This is a genomic window from Endozoicomonas sp. OPT23 (assembly GCF_009653635.1).
Taxonomy (GTDB): Bacteria; Pseudomonadota; Gammaproteobacteria; order Pseudomonadales; family Endozoicomonadaceae; genus Endozoicomonas_A.
In genome coordinates this window covers 39186-60095 of record NZ_PPFD01000005.1, presented here as the reverse complement: position 1 = coordinate 60095, position 20910 = coordinate 39186, and the positions used below count along the sequence as shown (strand labels likewise).

At 46.4% G+C, this 20910-nt stretch carries 18 protein-coding genes; 4 read left to right on the top strand and 14 right to left on the bottom strand.

Annotation, left to right across the window (positions count from 1 at the left end; translation table 11 throughout):
• Positions 1-6: 6 nt before the first annotated feature.
• Genes EOPP23_RS11955 through EOPP23_RS11920 form a run of 8 tightly spaced genes read right to left on the bottom strand, consistent with a single transcriptional unit; the run spans position 7 to position 6388 of the window.
• Positions 7-447 (bottom strand): type IV pilin protein, encoded by a 441-nt coding sequence (locus EOPP23_RS11955; protein WP_153766636.1) that lies wholly within the window; start codon positions 445-447, stop codon positions 7-9.
• A gap of 1 nt (position 448) precedes the next feature.
• Complete coding sequence (locus tag EOPP23_RS21500; protein WP_153766227.1) at positions 449-856, bottom strand: type IV pilin protein; 408 nt, start codon at positions 854-856, stop codon at positions 449-451.
• Positions 853-3729, bottom strand: coding sequence for a PilC/PilY family type IV pilus protein (locus tag EOPP23_RS11945; protein WP_153766226.1), 2877 nt, complete (start codon positions 3727-3729; stop codon positions 853-855). Before EOPP23_RS11945 ends, EOPP23_RS21500 begins: the two co-directional genes overlap by 4 nt.
• 30 nt (positions 3730-3759) lie before the next feature.
• Positions 3760-4077, bottom strand: coding sequence for a hypothetical protein (locus EOPP23_RS11940; protein WP_153766225.1), 318 nt, complete (start codon positions 4075-4077; stop codon positions 3760-3762).
• On the bottom strand, positions 4074-4553 hold the full coding sequence (locus EOPP23_RS11935) for a pilus assembly PilX N-terminal domain-containing protein (RefSeq protein WP_153766224.1): 480 nt from the start codon (positions 4551-4553) through the stop codon (positions 4074-4076). Before EOPP23_RS11935 ends, EOPP23_RS11940 begins: the two co-directional genes overlap by 4 nt.
• 3 nt (positions 4554-4556) lie before the next feature.
• Positions 4557-5333, bottom strand: coding sequence for a PilW family protein (locus EOPP23_RS11930; RefSeq protein WP_153766223.1), 777 nt, complete (start codon positions 5331-5333; stop codon positions 4557-4559).
• Positions 5330-5833 (bottom strand): type IV pilus modification protein PilV, encoded by a 504-nt coding sequence (gene pilV, locus EOPP23_RS11925; protein ID WP_153766222.1) that lies wholly within the window; start codon positions 5831-5833, stop codon positions 5330-5332. Before pilV ends, EOPP23_RS11930 begins: the two co-directional genes overlap by 4 nt.
• Positions 5834-6388 (bottom strand): GspH/FimT family pseudopilin, encoded by a 555-nt coding sequence (locus tag EOPP23_RS11920; protein ID WP_194842587.1) that lies wholly within the window; start codon positions 6386-6388, stop codon positions 5834-5836.
• 175 nt (positions 6389-6563) lie between these two features.
• Here EOPP23_RS11920 and EOPP23_RS11915 point away from each other — a divergent pair, with 175 nt between their 5' ends.
• Positions 6564-8654 (top strand): EAL domain-containing protein, encoded by a 2091-nt coding sequence (locus EOPP23_RS11915; protein ID WP_153766220.1) that lies wholly within the window; start codon positions 6564-6566, stop codon positions 8652-8654.
• Positions 8655-8784: 130 nt separating this feature from the next.
• Positions 8785-10407, top strand: coding sequence for an NAD+ synthase (locus EOPP23_RS11910; protein WP_153766219.1), 1623 nt, complete (start codon positions 8785-8787; stop codon positions 10405-10407).
• A 52-nt stretch (positions 10408-10459) separates the two neighbouring features.
• Here EOPP23_RS11910 and coaE read toward each other — a convergent pair whose 3' ends face one another.
• Both coaE and EOPP23_RS11900 read right to left on the bottom strand, forming a co-directional pair.
• Complete coding sequence (gene coaE, locus EOPP23_RS11905; RefSeq protein ID WP_370514760.1) at positions 10460-11071, bottom strand: dephospho-CoA kinase; 612 nt, start codon at positions 11069-11071, stop codon at positions 10460-10462.
• Positions 11068-11946: an A24 family peptidase gene (locus EOPP23_RS11900; protein ID WP_153766218.1), complete on the bottom strand. Its 879-nt coding sequence runs from the start codon at positions 11944-11946 to the stop codon at positions 11068-11070. The genes coaE and EOPP23_RS11900 overlap by 4 nt, the downstream gene beginning before the upstream one ends.
• 238 nt (positions 11947-12184) lie before the next feature.
• On the opposite strand from EOPP23_RS11900, the gene EOPP23_RS11895 reads away from it, so the two are divergent.
• Both EOPP23_RS11895 and EOPP23_RS11890 read left to right on the top strand, forming a co-directional pair.
• Positions 12185-13252: a hypothetical protein gene (locus tag EOPP23_RS11895; RefSeq protein WP_153766217.1), complete on the top strand. Its 1068-nt coding sequence runs from the start codon at positions 12185-12187 to the stop codon at positions 13250-13252.
• A 95-nt stretch (positions 13253-13347) separates the two neighbouring features.
• Positions 13348-16557 (top strand): autotransporter domain-containing protein, encoded by a 3210-nt coding sequence (locus EOPP23_RS11890; protein ID WP_153766216.1) that lies wholly within the window; start codon positions 13348-13350, stop codon positions 16555-16557.
• 100 nt (positions 16558-16657) lie between these two features.
• Here the strand turns inward: EOPP23_RS11890 and EOPP23_RS11885 are convergent, their stop codons facing one another.
• From EOPP23_RS11885 to pdxA, 4 genes are all read right to left on the bottom strand, one after another.
• Positions 16658-17875, bottom strand: a complete 1218-nt coding sequence (locus tag EOPP23_RS11885; protein ID WP_153766215.1) for a type II secretion system F family protein — start codon at positions 17873-17875, stop codon at positions 16658-16660.
• 235 nt (positions 17876-18110) lie between these two features.
• Complete coding sequence (locus EOPP23_RS11880; protein WP_153766214.1) at positions 18111-18917, bottom strand: symmetrical bis(5'-nucleosyl)-tetraphosphatase; 807 nt, start codon at positions 18915-18917, stop codon at positions 18111-18113.
• Between the two features lie 75 nt (positions 18918-18992).
• A complete protein-coding gene (gene rsmA, locus EOPP23_RS11875) occupies positions 18993-19790 on the bottom strand; it encodes a 16S rRNA (adenine(1518)-N(6)/adenine(1519)-N(6))-dimethyltransferase RsmA (protein WP_153766213.1) in 798 nt (265 codons plus the stop codon).
• A 130-nt stretch (positions 19791-19920) separates the two neighbouring features.
• Positions 19921-20910, bottom strand: coding sequence for a 4-hydroxythreonine-4-phosphate dehydrogenase PdxA (pdxA, locus tag EOPP23_RS11870; RefSeq protein ID WP_228550703.1), 990 nt, complete (start codon positions 20908-20910; stop codon positions 19921-19923).

Below are 20910 nucleotides of genomic sequence, written 5' to 3'. Positions count from 1 at the left end.
TAGACATCACCAGCAGCCGGAAGAGGCGTTATCATCCTTGTCAGTACTGGTCTTGTTACCTAGGTGGTCAAGGCTGATGGTACGGCAGTTGGTATCAGAGAGCTGTGCTCCAATAGCTGTGGCCGTGATAGTGTAATCGAGATGAGTGCTAGCCAGAGGGGTGCTGACTGATATTGAAATAGTATAAAAGCCATTCACTGTATTGGCTCCACCAACGTCAGCAATGGTTTTTGTATATGAGTTGTTATAAGTAAACCACTGCTCTTGCTCCGCTGAAGCGCTTGTTACTGCAATCCAGGCATCAGAGCGTCGGGATTCCTGAATATGCTTTTGATAGGAAGGAATAGCCACTGCAGCCACTATTCCGATAATAGCGACAACAATCATCAGCTCTATCAAACTGAAGCCGTCCTGTTTTTGCAGTTCACTGTCTTTTAGTAAATTCATACTATCGCCAGTATGCCGCTGGGGTTTTGATGCCACGGCTGTCTATCGTAATGTTTCCGTCGCCTAGCTGAGAGCCCTGAGGTGTGGCCAGCAGATTTATGCATCGAGTAATCGGAAGAGCTGGGCTACCAGTGCAGGTTTGAGCGGTAATGGAGTAATAACTGTTGTCGGTAATGACTGGACTTGCGCTGTAACCGAGTAGTGTTAAATCTGTTTGATAGGTCAGTTGTTCAGTAAAGTTACGTTCCTGTTGTGCCATGATTTGCAGCAGAGTGGCGATAGCTTCGCTGCGTCGTGAACGAGTCACATAATCGGTATAACTGGGAATGGCGATAGCACTGATGATGGCGATAATCGCTACAACAATCATCAGTTCGATCAGACTGAATCCTTTCATGTACTTGATCATAAGTTGTTTTCCCGCCAGAACATCCGGTTAATAGGGATAGAACCTCCAGACTGGAGAATATTCTGGAAGCACTGAGTACCTACACAAATTTCAGCACCCTGGTTGCCTCGGGAGATAACAGAAGGTGTGGGTGCAATTGTTCCTGATTGAAGCAGCTGTTTCCTGTCAGACTTGTTCAGGGCGCTGTTTGTTGTATCGAGGTTGTAAGGAGCAGAAGCGTCTTCAATATTTACCGCATAGAAGTAATTTTCTCCGGCCTGAGGCCCACAGGTAATAGTTGAACTCTGTCGTGGGGCGAAAGTATTGAATAAGAGAGTACCGCCAAATACTTTGGCTTTGCTCAGTACCTTTTCGCCATTGACCTGCAGAGTGATGTACCAGCCTGAGCTATTATCCAGTGCACTTTGGGCCAGTGTCTTTTCACTGCTAGAGCCTTGCTGGACGAGGTTAGCTGTGGCGTCATAAAGGTTGGATTCAGTAATGACAGAGCCGCTGATATAGTTATAACTGGTTGGAGACTGATAAACATGAGGGTCTCTTATGACATACATACGATCAGTGACGGCGGTATTCAGCGGACTTGGACGATAACCTGAGCCTACTGTGATATTGAAATAGGCTCGATCCTTACCCAAAACAACGTCCGGCTGTTCGAAGAAGCGTCTGGCATTGGCTGCACCTGTTCCGGAAAGTCTGGCAATCACTCCGCCAGTAGCGAAGTTGGTGCTGCCTGTATTGGTTTGATTAATGTCTATTCGAATGATCTGGCCACCGACATCGGCAGCAAATATGTAATCCGTCAAACCATCCTGATTAATATCAACCAGAGATAAACCTGCTGGAATGCCATAGTCCATTTGCGCAACATTGAGGTTTGCTCCTGTTGCTGATGCCTGCCAGAGTAGAGCTCCGGTCTCGGCATCAATCATATAGATTGAGTTACCAATGTTATTGTTCTGAATAGTGGTCTCTGAGTCGGTGCTGCTGTCATAGCCACCGCCAAAGAAAAGCACCTGTCGCCTGGTACCGGAGTAATTGACTTCGGCCAGTTGTAAGGCAGACCAGGTTTGACCAAGGTTTCTGAAGTCACCGGTAGCATCTGCGGTGGCGTTGTTATCAACATCTCCTCTGATCATCCATTTGAGTACAGGACTGGAGCGGTTGGTAACATCCAGAGCATAAATATTATTGCCTCCCCGGCGCATGGTCAGGTAGAGGTAAGCGTGATTATTAGTATCTGGTGAACCTTCGGCGCTTTGAAGTAGATCACCATCACCGTCTGGATCGTGAACCCAGTAGGTCATCGGTCCGTCCATACCATAGACTTTCAATGTACCGCCGGAGACATACCCATTACGGTAGGTTCTGAGATTTGTTAGCAAGTCTGTGGGAATGAAACTGAATTCTGCTGAGCCGTCGTCGGTATCAACGGCATGAAGAAAGCCGTCGTTAGTAGTGAAAAAGACAGCCTTATCAGTCACAGAGCTAATACTGTCCTTAAAATACGTGATGACCTGTGGCTGAGTGTGAAGGGGGTCACCTACACTTTTTCTATCATCCGTTGTGCTGCTATCACTGTCTTCATCATCAATATCTATACCACGAGCCCACTGCAAAATTTCTGTTCTATTAGTGCTGGATGTTGCTCCCAGTAACAGGTTGGTAATGAGGCTGTTGGATTCATGAAGGTTGTTGGTAGCCAGGTTAAGCTGCTGATTGGAAGCTCCTCCAGTATTGGTGTAAACAGCTCGGCCCTGAGTAAGGTGTTCGACCATTCCGCCCTGAGTCACTTCTTTACCGTCGACGCTGCTGCTCCAGTAGCTCTGTGCGGTCTCAAGGAAAAAACCAGTAGAGCTGTCTATAGCCAGATTACCGTTTTGATCATAAACCTGGTTGTCATTTCCCAAGCGATAACGCTTCAGGTTGCCTTTCCAGTTCGGGCCGACATCTGGTTTAAACACAATGTAATAAACGTCCTCAGCGGTTTCCAGAGAGTTAAAGGCACTGGTTGAAGTAGTTGGAGCGGCAAAGCTGCTGTCTTCAGCATTAACTCTCAGTAATATGTCTTCCAGTGCACTTTGTAGCTGGGAAGCATTGGAGGCATTGTAGTACTCACCACCACCATGATTAGCCGTACTGGTCAGTAGACCCGGCGGTGCAGAACCAAACCCTCCGATGGTGTAAGTTACAATATTCTGATCAGATGCCAGTGAGCTAATATCGTTGTTGAACATATACCAGGACATCTCATCAAGGCAGCCACCATCACCACTACAGCTAGTACTCAGACCACTGGGCAGTGATGCTCCACTGACAAGCGTTCTAATATCACTGACTGCATCGGTGTCATAGAAAGGGTCTCCATCAGTAAACAGAACGATATTGCTTTTCTGACAGCTGTTCACTATTGGGCTTATATAGGTGTTTCCACTTTTGGCTGCATCCACACTGTTACCGCCAAATCTTGTTGTTTGTCCGGCAAAGTACCGGTATGCCTCATAGAGGGTTTCGCTGAGAGGCGTGAGCCCGCTGGCGCTATAACCATTTATCACACTGACTGCAGCGGCTCTTCCGGTATCTATATCCTGGGAAGCAAAATCAACTTTTCCGCCGTTGTCGTAGTTAAAACTCATCAAGCTGATATTGATGTTTTGTGCGCCTTGTACAAAATTCCGGGCAGCATTTTTTGCTACATCCATTCGCGTCTGCCCATTGCCAGCACTGGCTCCCATACTTCCAGACGTATCCATAATGAACAGTACGTTAGCCTGGGCATCGCTGGGTAAATCTGCAACAAACAGCTCGGTATCATCGGCTTTTAGCGGCACGATGCAGGCAAGGGATGAGAGAATGAAACAGTGCTTTCGATTCACCGGAGTGCTACCTGAATAAAGGGCATCACCTTATTGAATCGGCATGAAACCTGAGGCTTTACGGCTGCCAGGCAGGAAAAATATAACACCGGGTTTGCCATCAGCTGCTTTTAGCTGGTTAATTCGATTGATTGGAGAGGAACCCCGAATGCTCAGGTCATGGTTGAAGGTATAGTTTTTAGGTGGGCAGGTAGGGCATTTATAGGCGGTAAAAATACCAGAGTCACTGCTGTGAAAGCGAACATATACCTTAATGTACTCACTAGCATGTTCTACCTCAGAAGCAGTGCTTTCAGCCAGAAGGCCAGTTATCTGGAAAAGAGTAACTAACAGAATAAATAATTTCATGGTCCCGCCTTTGGAGTCACATAAACAAAGCCCAGTGTCTGGTTAGAAGTAGCGGCTGCGCCATTAAGGGTAGCTACTGAATCCAGCTCAAAATTCAGACCTATGAAGCTGGTAATGCTGTAGCCGGTGGGAGGGGAAGCCTGTCCTGTATAGCGCAGGGTTATGGTCTGACAAATATCACCCGGATTGGTACAGGTTGCTGAGGCAATAATAGGCGTCAGCGTCTGGTTTCCATCCACTGCAGCGGCCATCACCGTCGGATTACTGCGTAGATAAACCATCTGGGCATCCAGTTCACTGTATGCTGTCTGATAAACCTGTAGGGTTCTCTGTTCGTTACTGACGGCCAGCTCTTCCAGAATGGCCATATCCATGACCATCAAACCCGAGAGAGTAAAGATCAGCAGAATGATCAGGGTCATCATCATAGTTGAGCCCTGTTCATTTTTTATGGGCTGGTACTCATCCCTGTTCATTCTTTATAGGCCTGCGTTATTCAGTTTTACGGCAGTGGTATAAACAAAGCGGGCTGTCGAGTCTATAAATGACAGATTGCCACTTTCCAGCAGGTTAAACTGCCTGGTCTTCTGATCAAAAGCGGTTTCACTGCGGCCGGAATTAACCAGGACACCAAGCCTGATGGCTCTGACCTGATTCCAGTTGGTAACAGCATTAGCGGCAACGTAGCGATTGACTGTGCCTGCTGTAGCCCCCTCCAGACCGTAGACCGCTTGTAAGCGTTCAACGCCGTCCACCAGCAATTGTGCCGCACCTCTGGAGGTGCCAGCTACAGGGTCATAACCCTGACAGAAGAGTCCGTTAATGTTGTTGTTACTGGCATCGGCAGCAACGTAGTAAACATCGGCAGTGATTGCGTTAGCGGGTACAGTATTGCCAGCGCAGTCCAGTCCATTGACGGGCTCATACTGAATGGCGACCTGGTCACTGCTGGTGCCGCCACCATCTCTGGTACAAGGATTACTTGAACCACAGCTGCCCTGAAAGAAGGGCTGCATGGTTGCGCCATTGGTTGGGCTCCGATAACCACCCAGACGCATACCGCGACTCATGAGTAGCAGAGCATGCCGACCATTGGCCTGAGCCAATGACAGGTGCTCATGAAAGGCGGTTGAGCGAGAAGTGCCCACCATGAGCTGAAGAAAAGTGGTCGTGAGAAACAGGCCTAAAAGCAGTGCGACCATCAATTCAAGAATGGTGACACCTTGACAGTTTCTTCTGGTCAGAGCACTCGTCATTGTCGAGCCCTTATTCGCAATTGCTGGCGACTGGCAAACAGTCCGGCAACTGCAGCTCTCGAATCCCAGGATACGGTAATGTCGAGCATGGAGCCTGTAATACAAGGGGTCGCAGAGCAGGCAATGGTCAGTTGCTGGTTGATCAGTCCGGATGAGTCACACATCAATTCATGGACATCAAATCGTGCCATATTGGTGGGTGTGCAGGTGGCACCAATGCAAGAGGGCGGTGATGAATTGCAGTAAGTGACGATGTCGGTACTGGCTGTGGACGACTGACTTTGATATTCACCGGATTCAACAGCCTGCGGATTTACTTTCATTCGTTCAGTGGCCTCATGGGCTAGCCAGGTGGCATGAGATCGTTGGGAACTGTCGTGAGTTATACGAATAGCTTCACTTTGGAGTCCTGAGAGCCCCAGTACACCGAGTGAGAAGATCAACAGACTGATCAGCACTTCAATCAGGGCAACGCCCTGGTTATTTCCTTGCCTGTTCATTCAGTTACAGTTCCCTGTTAATGATGATTTCCTTACCGTTCCAGTTCCTGAAACTGCCACAGTTCTCAAATCAGTGCCTGTTCTGCCATTCAGACACACAACAAAAGATCCTGATGATACGGGCCGACCTCTTGGGTTGAAGGTCAGGGTATTGCCGCTGGTCCAGGTCATTCTCAGCGTTGATGAAATACCGTTGTGGTAACGGATGACTTCTTCACCGGCATCAATGGAGTCGTTATCGTTAGGATTGGTGAAAACCGTCCATCCTGTCGACCAGTCAGTGCTGGTGGAGTCACAATCCAGCCCTGTGCTGCTCCGACAGATGCTGACCAGACTGCCTCTTTTAATGGCTTCACTGCGGGTCAGGTTAATACTGCCCACTGCAGCCTGAGAGCCTGAATCCAGCTTGAAGCGATCCAGCAACGAACCAAGGGTGGTCGACATGGAAGCAAGGATCGACATCAGAACCAGCACAATCATGACTTCAATCAGCGAAAAGCCGCGACCGGTAGACTGTCTGAATGTTCTCTTTTCAGGTGCTCTTTGTTTACACACAGCCAACCCTTGAACGGTGAAAACGTTAATGACAACGAATACATAAAAAGTCGGCCGTTCCCGTGGGAACTATTGCTGATTTGCTTCTATCCGGATGAAGACTAAAAAAATGTGTCATCTTGCAGCTATATAGATAGAGATTTTTCCATGTCAGCCAATCAAGGATCGACGAGCCATGGAGCTGGAGAACAGAGAAACCCTGCGTATTCTGGTGATTGATGCGTCATCATCAGAAGCGGAAGCCCTGCTGAATGTCTATCGGGATGCCGGTTATCCAACCCGTGCCCAGCATATAATGTCCATGGCAGACCTTGATGAAGCTTTATCCAGTGATCAGAAGTGGGATCTGATACTGTTCTCCAACACTGAGCTGCCCGAGGGTGTGTTTATTCAGGATATGCTGGAGAAGGTGGAGCAGCAGGGACGGGATATTCCATCTATTGCTCTGTCAGAACACCCGGAAGACGATATGTCCGAGCTGCTGAAACAGGGCATTCGCAGTGTGGTGCCCAGTGATAATGATGAGCTTTTGTTACTGACCAGTGACCGGGAAGTATCTGACCTTCATACCCGTCGTAATTACCGACGCATGAGTGTGGCGCTCAATGAATCAGAGAAGCAGCGCCGAAACCTGCTGAATGACCAGATCGACGCCATTATCTATGTTGCAGGTGGCAAGATTCGCTACTCCAACCCTGCCTTCAATGAAATGGTCGGGTTTGATGCCAGCGATAATCTCGCTGGAAAACCTTTTGCAGATCTGATTGCCCAAAATGATCGTAAGGATGTCAGCGAGTTTTTGATCAGTATCGAAGACAGTGGCCAGGCACTGGCTGCGATTCAGTGCCCTCTGGTCAGAAAAGGCGACAGTGAAGTACCGGTAAGAGTGATTGTCAGCCCGACTTCCTTTGAAGGCAGTTATACGTTGAGCCTGCTGGTGAGAGTTCACGATGAGCATACGGAGTCTGTGGCAGAAAAACAGGAAATAGAAGCCGTACGCCCTGATACCGAAACTCATCTGTTTGATAAGAAGCAGTTCAGTGACCAGCTGGATGTTGCTGCTCAGAGAGTGGTTTCTGGCAGGGACAAGTTTGCCCTGTTGTGTATTACTCTGGACTCTTTAAGGGAACTGCATGCCAAATCAGGGAAACGGGTTAGCCAGCCTGTCTATAAAGAAGTATCCAGAAGGATGGGGTTGAGCCTTCTGGAACATAAAGCGGGCAGCTGGAGTGGTGACTGTTTTATGGCTTTGGTTCAGACAGGTGACGAGAAGGCCGTACAGGAGTTATCAGGGCAGATCCTTCATGATGTTGCTGCAGAGGCAATAGAAATTGAAGATCAGGAAATATCGATTCAGCTGAGTATTGGTGCCGTCATGATCAATGACGCCTGCAGTGATATTCAAACATTGTTGGTGCGGGCTAAACACACGGCGGTGGTGTCTCAGAAGAAAGGCGGTGGTTGTCTGAGTTTTTACAAGAAACGCCGAATCAGCGCGGTTAGCTCGGTAGAGAAACATCTGGCCGGTATGGTAAGTCAGGCTCTTCAGAAAGACAATTTCAAACTCTTCTATCAGCCTATTGTCAGCCTGAAAGGATCCACTGAAAAGCACTTTGACGTCCAGCTTCGTATGCGTGACGTTCGTGGTCGTGAGCATGAGTCTACCCGCTTCCGCAGCAAACTCGATAAAAATGCTATGTGGAGCAAGGTGGATCGCTGGCAGGTGATACAGGCCGGTAAAGAGCTGCTGGACGGTATGAAAAAGAAAGACAATGTCCGGTTATTCTTTCACCTGGGTGGCAATGCCTTTACCGAGAAAGAGTTCTTGCCCTGGATGAGTGTTGCTTTTAAGGCGGCAGGTATCCCAACCTCGGCTGTTGTCATTGAAATGAGTGAGCAAAACATTGTTCGTTTTCACAAGCAGGCGCCACAGTTCTTCGATGCCGTTAAAGGTATGGGCTTCCATACCGGCGTCAGTGAGTTTGGTTGTAGTCTGAAGCCGCTGGATACCATAGAACCTTTCAATCTGGATTACGTGAAACTCGATCCTTCTTTTACTAAAGACCTCACCAACGAAAATGAAGGTAAAGAGCTCAAGGACATGATTCGAGTACTGGCTGATAAAGGTCAGAAAGTGATTGTTCCTGAAGTGATGAGTGCAGTAGAAATGGCTCCGTTATGGCACACAGGTGTTGACTTTATTCAGGGCGACTTTGTTCAGGAACCATCGTCAGACCTTGACCTGAGCTTTGAAGGTGACTTCTAGAAAACCTTCAAAACAGAGCCTGCTTTAAGCAGTGAAGGCTCTGTTTACCGCTATTTAAGTTTTACTCTTACCCCGTCTTGGTTGAAAATAGCCGCTCTTCGGAATTCATGTGAGAGAGTCAGGCATTTCAATGTCAGCATTGCTCAATATCGTCATGGCCCAGCTTAATCTGAAAGTGGGCGACATCGACGGCAATACAGCCCAGGTAGTTGAGGCGGCAGAACAGGCCAGAGATGACCTGCAGGCCGATATGATCGTATTTCCAGAACTGACTCTGTGTGGTTATCCACCGGAAGATCTGTTGCTTCGTCCCAGTATGGTGTTGCGAATCGAACAGGCGATGAGTCAGCTGGCTGGCATCAAAGGTATTGATCTGGTGATTGGTTTGCCTGCCATGGGCGCCCATGGTCTGGAAAATCAGGCTGTGGTGCTCAGGGACGGTGCTGTTATTGCCCGCTATGCCAAACAACACCTGCCAAATTATCAGGTGTTTGATGAGAAGCGTTATTTCGTACCGGGTAACTCTGCCACAGTATTCGACTGCAAAGGCACTAAAGTCGGTTTGGCTATCTGTGAAGACCTCTGGTATCAGGAGCCGGTTCAGCAAGCTAAAGAAGCGGGTGCTGAGCTGATCGTCAGTCTGAATGCTTCGCCATTCCATAAAGACAAACAGTCTATTCGTTACGAAACGGTTCGTAGCCGTTGTCTGGAAAATGATATCTCTGTGCTTTATGTCAACCTGTCTGGTGGTCAGGATGAACTGGTCTTTGACGGCGGTTCCTTTGCCATGAACGGCGAAGGTAAGGTAGCAGTCAATGCTGACTACTTTGATGAAGGGCTATTTCAGGTTCAGTTTGATCAGAAGGAATGCTCTTTTGTTGAGCAGGACGTAGCAGAACTACCGGAATTCCATGAGCGTGTTTATAAGGCTTTAGTTGTTGGTATTCGTGACTATGTCAACAAGAACGGTTTTAAAGGCGTGGTTCTGGGGCTGTCCGGTGGTATCGATTCGGCACTGACTCTGGCTATCGCTTCCGATGCCCTTGGTGCGGACCGCGTACAAGCCGTGATGATGCCTTATCGTTACACATCCAGCATGAGTCTGGAAGATGCTCAGGAAGAAGCGGATATCCTCGGTGTTGATTACAGCATTATGCCTATCGAGCCCATGTTTGATGCTTTTATGGGAACACTGAGCAGCCAGTTTGAAAATACGGCTAAGGACACCACTGAAGAGAATCTTCAGTCGCGCTGCCGTGGTGTGATGCTGATGGCCATTTCTAATAAGAAAGGCTATATGGTGCTGACCACTGGGAACAAAAGTGAAATGGCCGTGGGTTATGCGACACTTTATGGTGATATGTGTGGTGGCTATAACGCACTGAAAGACGTACCAAAGACACTGGTCTTTGAATTGTCCGAGTACCGTAATTCTCTTGGCTATGTCATTCCTCAACGAGTCATTGATCGGCCGCCTTCAGCAGAGCTTGCTCCTGACCAGGTAGATGAAGACAGCCTGCCTCCGTACAGCGACCTTGATCGTATGATTGAAATGTACGTGGAAGAAGACAAAAGTCTTGAGGCGATTGTTGAAGAAGGGTTTGATCGTGACGTGGTCTATCGTGTGCTGCGGCTGATTGACGTCAATGAATTTAAACGACGTCAGGCGGTAGTCGGCGTTCGTATTACACCTCGTGGCTTTGGTCGTGACCGTCGTTATCCGATTACCAATGGCTGGCGCCCAGGGTTGTAATCAGATAAGCCGTTAGATAGGTTCCCACGTTATATGTGGGAACCTACCTTTTTTACTTCACCAACTTAAGGTACTTCTGATGCAGAGCTTCCAGCTGCTGGTGGAGTTGTTCCAGTGAACCTGAATTGTTCACCAAATCATCAGCTTTATCCTGTCTCTGCTCTCTACTGGCCTGTTTCTTGATAATGGCCAGAGTCTGCTCTTCAGTCATACCATCACGTGTCATCGTGCGTTCTATTTGCATTTCAACCGGTACATCGACCACCAGAATTCGATCAACCATGACATGCTGATCAGTTTCAACCAGTAGCGGTGAAACCAGAACGGTATAGTCAGAGTGAGCTTCTTGCAGCTCTAGCAGTATCTGATCACGAATCAACGGGTGTAATAACTGCTCCAGCCATACACGCTCGTTGTCGTTCTTGAAAATGATATCTCTTAACTGGCGACGATTCAGCGAACCATCGGCTTCCAACACATCTGAACCATGCCGTTCTGCAATGGCAGAAAGAGCAGGGCGACCAGACTCAACAACCACTCTTGAAGCCAGATCGGCATCAACAATAGTGATGCCCTTTTCAGCAAAGTAATCGGTTACGGCTGTTTTGCCGCTACCAATGCCGCCGGTCACTCCAATGACTGTTTTTCTCATGATGCTGCTCACAGCCTGATTCCCATGGTTGAGAGATAGGCGTTCAGCAGTTGCTCACCCCAGATCATGGCGATAAAACCGGCAGCGGCAAGGTATGGACCGAAAGGAATAGGGTCGGTTCTTTGCAGCTTTTTGAACAGCATAAGAACCACGAAGAAGACGATGCCAACAACAGAAGAGAGCAGAATAACAATGGGCAATGCCTGCCAGCCCATCCATGCGCCCATGGCTGCAAGCAGTTTGAAGTCGCCATAACCCATACCATCTTTGCCTGTCAGCAGCTTGAACAGCCAGAAGATAGTCCAGAGGAACATATAACCAGCGATGGCACCGTAGACGGCATCCTGCAAAGAAGTGAACAGTTCAAAGCTGTTTGCCAATAAACCAATCCAAAGCAGTGGCAGAGTCAGACTGTCCGGTAGCAGCTTGGTGTCATAGTCAATCATGGTCAGTGTCAGCAGAGTCCAGCCAAAGAGACAAACCAAAGCGGTTTGAATCGTAGCACCGAAGTAAACACCGGTAGTGACGGCTAATAGCGCACTGACGATTTCAATAGCTGGATAACGGGCTGAAATACCTGTTTTGCAGGATGAGCATTTTCCACGCAGGAACAGGTAACTGATGACCGGAATGTTTTCCCAGGCGCGGATGGCATGACCGCAGGAAGGGCAGGTGGAGTCCGGTTTAACCAGGTTGTAAGGTTCCATCTCTGCTGGAACCTTCTCTGGATGTAACTCTTCAAGGCAATCCAGTTTCCACTGGCGCTCCATCATTACTGGTAAACGATGGATGACGACATTTAAAAAACTGCCTATTAGCAATCCAAGCAAGGCCAGAGTGGCATAGAGGTAAGCGGGAGATGTTTGTAATAGTTCGAATATGGGCATGAATCATTAGTATCGTTAGTAGTACTGACGATACTTTACTGTATTTAAGGCTTATACGCACTGAGCGAAGCCTGCCTCAAGATAGTTTCATCAACTTCCATACATATAAATGAACTTTTCTATAAATACTGCCTCTAATGTGTCAGCTGGCTCTTTTTGAGCACTTACTAACCGCAAAATACCCGGGCACACCTGTGGTAACGCTGAACTAATACAGGGAAATTAAGGAGTTATAGCTATGGAAAGTGTAACAGTTGCAGCTTCTTCGCCATACAGTAGAGAAAGTTCAATAGATGAAACCGAGAGCAGTGACGAAGAACGAATTGAAAAGAAGGACCTGGTTGGGGGGTATTTTATTGAAGTATGGAATTCAATTGGTAAAACGTGCTGTCAATTATCCCATGAGTTGCTGGAAAAAAAGCTACCCAAAGTAGACGATGCTTTAAATGAAAGGGTAGGCTTTAAACGTGAAGACTACTCTACAATAACAGCCATCACAAAACCCATTCGTTATATTGGTTTTTCCGCACTGGCCTCCACATCGATAGTTCTCTTATTAAACAGCGTATCACTACCAGCCTGGGTGACTTATGTAGCAGTGACTGCAATAGTAACATCCTGTGCAGTTTACTTATCTTATGTTGAAAATGAAGCTGGCATCAGTAAACAGAAATATAGGGATATCGATCAGCAATTTCAGTTATATAAACATGCTATCAAGACGTTCATTAGTGAAATGGAAGAAGGTCATACGCTGATGAGCAAAGATGACTTCTTAGTTAAAAGGAAAAAGATTGAAGATTTACTTCGTGAACATCACAGGGACCTCATGAATGAAATGATGGTTGAAGATAAAGCAATCAAAAATGAATTTGAAAGAAAGTTAGAAGAGTTAAAAGAATACTTTGTTGAGACGCTGGAAAAACATGATAGAGCTGTAAAGACTGAAGTTAAAACCTTGTGTGCCCGGCTGCATGAATACGGAATGGATATTACCAAAGCAAATGAAAAGATAAGGGATTGTGAAGTTACTAATGCTTCTCTGCTAAATCAGTTACGTGCTTCACAATGGGAAACCTCTATAGCCAAAGAGGAAGAAAATCAGACTGCGGTTAAGCTCTGTGAAATGCACAGAGAAAAGGAAAAAGAAAAGGAAAAAGCACAAGCAGAAATTGCTGTGTTGAAGGAGACAGTAAAAAAAATTCAGACAGAAAAAACAGAGTTGTTAGAAAAGCTTACAAAACTGAAAAATAGGATGAAAGATTCTGATGATTCTGATGTGAAATTGATTGCTGAATTGTTATAGAAAATAAGTTTTTAATTATCACGCCAAAATTTTTTATAAAGGCAAGGTGTAGAGTGCTTCAGCTCAGGAAAAAGACATTATTAAGAATCGCAGTGATGATTATTACTTTTTGCTGCCTGTCGATGCAATTTAATCATGCTGTTGATCCTCCTGATAATAGATATCTAACTCGTGGATATGAACTAAAAGTATGGTTTGGTTTTATGGCTCTATATACAATGAGTGCTATGACTGCTGGTTGGTATTACGGAACAAGTGATGAAAAAAGCAAAGCAACAGAGGGCTCACTTATTAAGTCTGACAAAGAGACAGAGATGAATAATGCCACTTTGAAGGACGATATAAATAGAGGTGATGGAAATTCAACTGATTCCAGACAAGAAAAAGTTGTAAATAGTACCAGCGATTTTGAAAAGTATCTTACGCCATTTTTTGATGGTGAGAATAAAAATAAGTTAAAGTCTAAAAATGATCTGGCGTTCAAAAATAACAAAACTCAGCCAATAAAAAATTCTGTTGCTTTCGAAAAATTTCCATTGCGAGCAGTTAATGTGAGTGCTCCAGAAGCGCAAGATGCAAAAGCAGAACCGAATTCCGACTCAAAGCATGAAAATAAATTAGTCTACAGCTATCCAAAAAATATTGAAGTAGAACCATTGTCAGCAAGGCTTTTTCTGGTGCCGGTGACACTAGGCCGCTCTGCCCCAACAGTAAATCAAATGTCGGTTGATATTCTTTCTAACAATGCAGGCTCTAACAATAGAGTACCTTTGCCAGAAGTTTCATTTGATAGCATACAGATCACAGAAAAGGGGCTGGGATCTAAGGACTCAATCACACCTGGCATGGTGATGAAACCTGCTTTGCCGCAAAAGTTATCAAACACCTTTGTTGCTAAGGGGCGATCTTATCCCGAAGTACAACAGGGTGGTCAGATAGGCTCGCAGGAAGTTATGGGGAAGATAGTCCCGGTTACTGAAAGTAGGTCAACACTCAATACGTATAACCAGCAGATTCATGACGCAAGACTGTTATTGGGTATCGATACAGAAGCTACAGCAAAAGAGATAAGGAAAGCAGTAAGAGAGTTGATTCAGAAGCGAAAGCAGCATCCAGATCACGGAGGTGATGCGGAAGCTTTTGAAATGCTTATCAAGGCCAGAGATACTTTATTGGAAAATCTGGAGGAGCAGAGCCGTCGTCGTACCGGGCAGCTGGCTTCACAGGGCTCCAAAAAGGAAATCGAATACAAGGCTATAGCAGAAAACTTGAAAATATGTCCATGGAATAGCGGGATTGAAACAGAGCTTAAAGATTCTGAATTACCCGCTGTTGAGCTCTATTTTAATGAATCCCTTGTCGTAAGTACAAAAGTCACTGGCTTGGATAGAAGTGCAGTCAAAAAGAATAGGGCTTTCTTGAATGTGAATACTATCGGTAACGCTGAAGTATCCGAAGTTACGAGTGCGTTACCAACAGTTATAAGAGAGCATCAGGTCGTATCAGATGATTATGGTTCGAATTCAGTGCGAGCTTCATTACCTTCTTTCCAAAGTGCTCATCGTGAGCAAACAGTAATTCCCTCACAACATGGCATGAGCATTGAGCCTTCAAAGCTGGTAGAAATATTTTTGCCAAACGATGGGTCTTCAAAGAAATCAGAAGTTATCGATTTTAGTGTGGCTTTTGGCAATCATGTCACTGTCAATAAATCATTGTCCCCTATGGATAATACTCAGCGCAGGGATTATCAGATTCCTGCAAGACGTTATGATGTTTTATCAAACTCATCGAATACTATCGAGAAGGGTGCTCATGGTCCTTTGAAAATTCATAGCAGTGTACCAATGGAGTCTTATACGTTTGCTATTGCTTCAGTCAAATCCTCACTCGATGTTGATCACCAAAATAGGCTGATTCAGCAGGCAAGAGCACTACTTGAACTGAATGAACAGGCAACAGCCAATGATGTCAGGCGAGCTTACAGAAGGCTGATTAAACAGCAAGAGCTTCATCCCGACTCTGGTGGCAGCAGTGAGAGTATGGCACGCGTTAATAATGCCAGAGATATTCTTCTTAAAAGCTCTGGTGATAATTCGGAAAATAGTACTGAAAAGGCTTTAACGTTCAGTGCTTTCAGGGAGGAGGCTTCTCTTGATGAGGAGATGAATCCGGACAGTAGTGATTTTAGTGAGCAGGCTTTGCTTACATCTTCTTCGACGAGCACTTCTTCCAACAATAAAACGACAGCAACTGAATTAGCGGGCAAACAGGTTTTATCACTATATGGAGCAGGTACTGACCAGGTTCAGTCTTTGTTGACTGCTACGATGATGACACACCACAGCGCAGCTATTCGAAAGATACAGTCAGGCAGGTTGCTTGCCGGGGTAACTGAGTTGAGTGTGTCCGGCAATGAACAGTTGGTTGTCTCCAGAGAGAATGGCTTTTCACTCTCGAATCCAGTACATGCAGGTAAATCGTACAGTTATGGTCAATTTTACGGACTTGATTTGAAGCAGGAGAAAATAGGGGATTTATCTGCTTTTGATGCTGAAGGCTATGGGTTCGAAGTGGGAGTATTCAGACAAATCAGTAATGAATGGTCGCTGGGGTTGTTCACCGGCATTCAGAAAATGAGTAGCCATTTTCGGGACTCGATGGCCAATATGAAAGCCACGAATTATCGTATTGGCCCATTTGCAGGTTGGTATAAAGATCCCTGGTATTTTGATGTTGCTGTGACTTATGGTTGGTCTGAACTTGAAAGCGAACGATATCAGGTTACAGATGGACAACTAAGGACTGCCAGGCAAAGTACCTCTGAATGGAGTCTGTTTGCAGGGTTCGGTTATAAAATGAACCTCGACGAAATTCTACAGGGACTTATATTGACTCCTGGAATTGAATTGATCTCTAGCAGTATTCGAATGGGGGAGCTGAAAGAGAAAGGAGAGTCTGGCCAGCTGTTTTATGTGAAGCCTTTCCATAAGGAATCTCTGATCGTTAGATCAGGGCTTCAGATAAATTACCTGGTCCCTGGTCTGGAAAGTTCTCATGAGTACAGGTTAGGCATAGGTTTCCAAAGAAACTATTCCGGTCAGAATCGGATGCAAATAGAGTCGAACGACAGTGACGTATTCAAATTCAAAAACAGTCATTATGAAAACCGATCTATGTATTACAGCCTTGGTTATTCGTATATAAAAAGCAGTGATAGCAGCTTTCATTGGGAGTACACAGGTTCAAAGGGAGACCGGAGTCGAAGCCACGGGGTAGCTGTAACCTATGAAAAACGCTTTTGAGAAAATTGCAGTATGGTTTGGAGTTTACAAAAGAGACTAAGGGGAGACAGCTTCTCCCCTTATGATAATATGAAACGTGGTATAAAAAATTTTATATTTGTCAGACGACTGCGCCTAATTGGAAGATTGGTAGGTACATTGCAATTATAAGACCACCGACTAATACCCCTAGCACCGACATGATCAAAGGCTCCATCAGACTAGTCAGACCATCTACCATGTTGTCCACTTCGTCTTCATAGAAAGTGGCCACCTTATCCAGCATTTCGTCCAGCGCACCGGACTCTTCGCCGATAGCCACCATCTGAATGGCCATTGATGGAAAGATGCCAGAGTTTTTCATAGCAAACTGAAGTTGCTGACCACTGGAGACGTCTTCTTTGATACGTTGAGTTGCATCGGAATAAACGACGTTACCCGCAGCACCGGCTACCGAATCCAGAGCGTCAACTAATGGCACACCCGCCGCAAAAGTTGTTGCAAGGGTTCGGGCAAAACGAGCCACTGCAGACTTATCAAGAATACCGCCAATGATGGGTAATTTCAGCTGTATTCTATCCATTCGGTCCCGAGTAGCCTTGGAAGTTTTCATGGCCTGTTTCATGCCGAATATAATTGCAATTATCACCCCGAGCGCTATATACCAGGATTCCTGAACCACCTCCGAAAGCCCGATAACCATCTGGGTAAATGCTGGCAATTCTGCGCCAAAGCCCTGGAATACCTCCTCGAACTGAGGCACTACCTTGATCAGCAGGATACCGGTTACCACAATGGCGATACACACTACCGCGATGGGGTAGTTCATGGCTTTTTTGATCTTGGATTTCAGTGCTTCGGTTTTTTCCTTGTAAGTCGCAATACGATCCAGCAAGGTTTCCAACGCACCAGACTGTTCACCGGAAGAAACCAGGTTGCAGTAGAGATCGTCGAAATAAAGTGGGTGCGCGCGTAATGCGTCTGCCATGTTAGTACCACCGGCAACGTCATTCTTGACCTTGCCAATCAGTTCTTTCATAGCAGGCTTGTCGACACCTTCTGCGGTAATATCAAAGGCATTCAACAGAGGTACACCGGCCTTCATCATGGTGGCCAGTTGGCGAGTGAACAGGGCAATATCCATAGGAGTGATCTTGCCACCCTTGGTGCCCAGGCTCATGCCTTTCTTTTTTACTTTTGCTGAGCTGACTCCCTGCTTTCGGAGTTCGGCCTTGATCAGGGCAATACTGCTACCCTGCATCTCTCCCTTGGCCTTCCGGCCACCTTTGTCCTTACCTTCCCAGACAAAAGTGGTTGATTTTGTAGGTTTACGTGCCATTCGTAGCCCGTTCCATAGCTCGATTTTTGTCTATCGTGAAAAATGCCGCCGATTTAATGGCGGGATTCCAGTACCTTTCACGTGCGTATACCGGCTCTAGTGAGTTCGCTATAGGCTTTGTCGGCGTGTATTGTACGAGACCTTAATTAAACTTTATACGGACTGGCTGGCAAAACTGAAAAAAGACTGCAAAAACAGGTATTTTCTTTCATGCAGTCTCCCTTAAAAAGGTGGTTTAGCAGCAGTCAATAGATGTTGTGGAGTAGTCATCAAGACAGAGTGCGGTAAGGCATCGTCCCCAGACGCAGCCTGTATCCAGAGCGAACAGGTTTTTGTGAGGCGTTTCACCTTCCAGGGCGGCCCAGTGACCAAAGATGATCTTTTCCTTGAACATGGGGCTGTTAGGAAAATCGAACCAGGGCGCAAAGCCGCTGCTGGGCTTTGCGCTTTTATTGTCCAGATCAAGCTCTCCGAATTCATCACAAAAACGCATGCGAGTCAGATAGGAGGCTGTCATCTTTAGTTTGGCCCGGCGTGACAGAGCGGTTTCCATGGAATGGAATTTGTCGGTCTTGAACAGAACCCGGAGAAAATCTTTATAGTCATCAGCTTGTAGTTCTGCTTCAAGCTTTCTGGCATAAAGACGTGCCTGCTTCAGAGTCCAGATCGGAGGAATACCAGCGTGAACCATGGTGATATTGTGGTCTTTGTCATGGTGTAATAATGGCCGGTGCCTGAGCCAGTCAATCAAATCGTCACAATCAGGTGCTTTCAAAATTTGAGTGAGCGTGTCTTTCTTTTTAATACGTCGAATGTCAGCTGCTACGGCCAGCAGGTGTAAATCATGATTGCCCAGTACTGCTGTACAGTTTTTTTTCAGGCTTTTCAAAAAGCGTAATGTGTGCAGAGAGTCAGGCCCTCTGTTGACCATGTCGCCAGCAACCCACAGCTGATCAGGGCCGGGTTCAAAGCCGACCTTATCCAGAAGATAGCGAAGAGGGTCATAACAACCCTGTATATCACCGACGACATAGACAGACATTAACGTTTTTCTCCCAAAACCAGACAACTCAACAGGTAAAAAGAAAGTAAGAGCTAACTAATAGTATTAACCCAGTCAGCTCTTATCGTTCAAGTAGTCTGCAATAGAAACGAACTGTTCAAGCGTAATTCGTTCTGGTCTGCTGGTCGGGTCGATAGACAAAGCTTCCATTTCTTCAGCGGAAATCAGCTTTTTAAGAGTGTTACGCATCGTCTTTCGGCGCTGCTGGAATGCTTCACGGACAACACGTTCAAGCAGCTCAACGTTTTTACAAGGATAGGGCAGGTCTGTGTAAGGAGTCAGTCGTACAATAGCCGAATCAACCTTGGGTGCCGGGCTGAAGCAGCCAGGATTAACAATAAACAAGTAATCAACCCGACAATAGTACTGAGCCATAATGCCCAGACGACCGTAATGTTTATCACCAGCCTGAGCAGCCAGACGTTCAACCACTTCTTTCTGCAGCATAAAATGCATATCACTGATCAGGCCCTGAAACTGCAGCAGGTGGAAGATCAGTGGTGTCGATATGTTATAGGGCAGGTTACCGACCAGACGCAAAGGTTCTTCATTTTTCTGCAGAGAGGTGAAGTCAAACTTAAGAGCGTCACCCTGATGAATTCTGAAGCCAGGGTTCAAGCCAAATCGGAGCTTCAGTGTCGGGATAAGATCTTTATCCAGCTCAATAACATCCAGTTCACCGGCATTGTCTAGCAGGTATTCGGTAATGGCGCCTTGGCCAGGACCGATTTCCACAAGGTTGTCGCCTTCCTTAGGATGGATTGAGCGAATAATACGCTGAATAACACCATGGTCATGAAGGAAGTTCTGACCAAAGCGTTTACGAGCCTTGTGAAAAGGGATATCTGTCATAGTGTATTGAATGTTGAACCAGTGATGGGGGCGGTATGATACTGACAGTAAAGCCATTTTACTATTAGCAAAGGTGCTATTAGCAAAGATGCTCTCTGCAAGAGTAACTGTCAGTAAGGGTACGATGGTTTCATGAAGAAACCATCGTCAGAGCATAGTTAATAGCTGTTAGCAGGCTGCCTGGGTTGGCTTTACCTGTGCCAGCAAGATCAAGGGCTGTGCCATGATCGACAGACGTTCTAATGATAGGCAGGCCAAGAGTGATGTTTACGGCATTACCAAAGCCTTTGTATTTCAGAACCGGTAATCCCTGGTCGTGATACATAGCCAGTACAGCGTCTGCTCGTTCCAGATAGTTCGGGTTAAACAGAGTGTCTGCTGGCAGAGGCCCTTCCAGAATCATGCCTTCTGACCTGAGGCTGTCCAGTACAGGAATAATTGTTTCTATTTCTTCCATACCCAGATGCCCACCCTCACCTGCATGTGGGTTCAGACCACAAACCAGTACTCTTGGCTCGGCAATGGCAAATTTCTGTTGTAAATCCTGATGCAGGATTCGAATGACTTTCGTCAGCGATTCTTTTGTGATGGCAGCAGATACATCTTTCAAGGGTAAATGAGTGGTTGCCAGAGAGACTCTCAGGCCTTCTGTTGCCAGCATCATTACAACCTTTTCAGTCTCTGTCTTCTCAGCCAGAAATTCAGTGTGGCCACTGAAAGGAACGCCTGCGTCGTTAATGATTTCCTTGCTGATTGGTGCTGTCACCATGGCATCAAACAAACCATTTTGACAGCCTTCAGTCGCAGCAAAGAGCATGGACAAAACATACTGACTGTTATCTGAATCGAGATGACCGGTTTTACAGGGAGTGTTCAGGGAAAGCGGCATCACCAGTATTGAGCCTGGCGCAGGCACTGAGCGATCATCAGGGTTGAATACTATGAACTGAACATCGAGCCCTAGATCTTTGGCTCTTTCAGCCAGTAGTTCTGGATCTGCAATAACAACGAGTTGAGCCGGAATGGATTGGTTGGCCAGCATCAGGCAGATGTCCGGGCCAATTCCGGCAGGCTCCCCGGAGGTAATAACCAGCCGGGGAACTGCAGGAGAGAAGGTCAT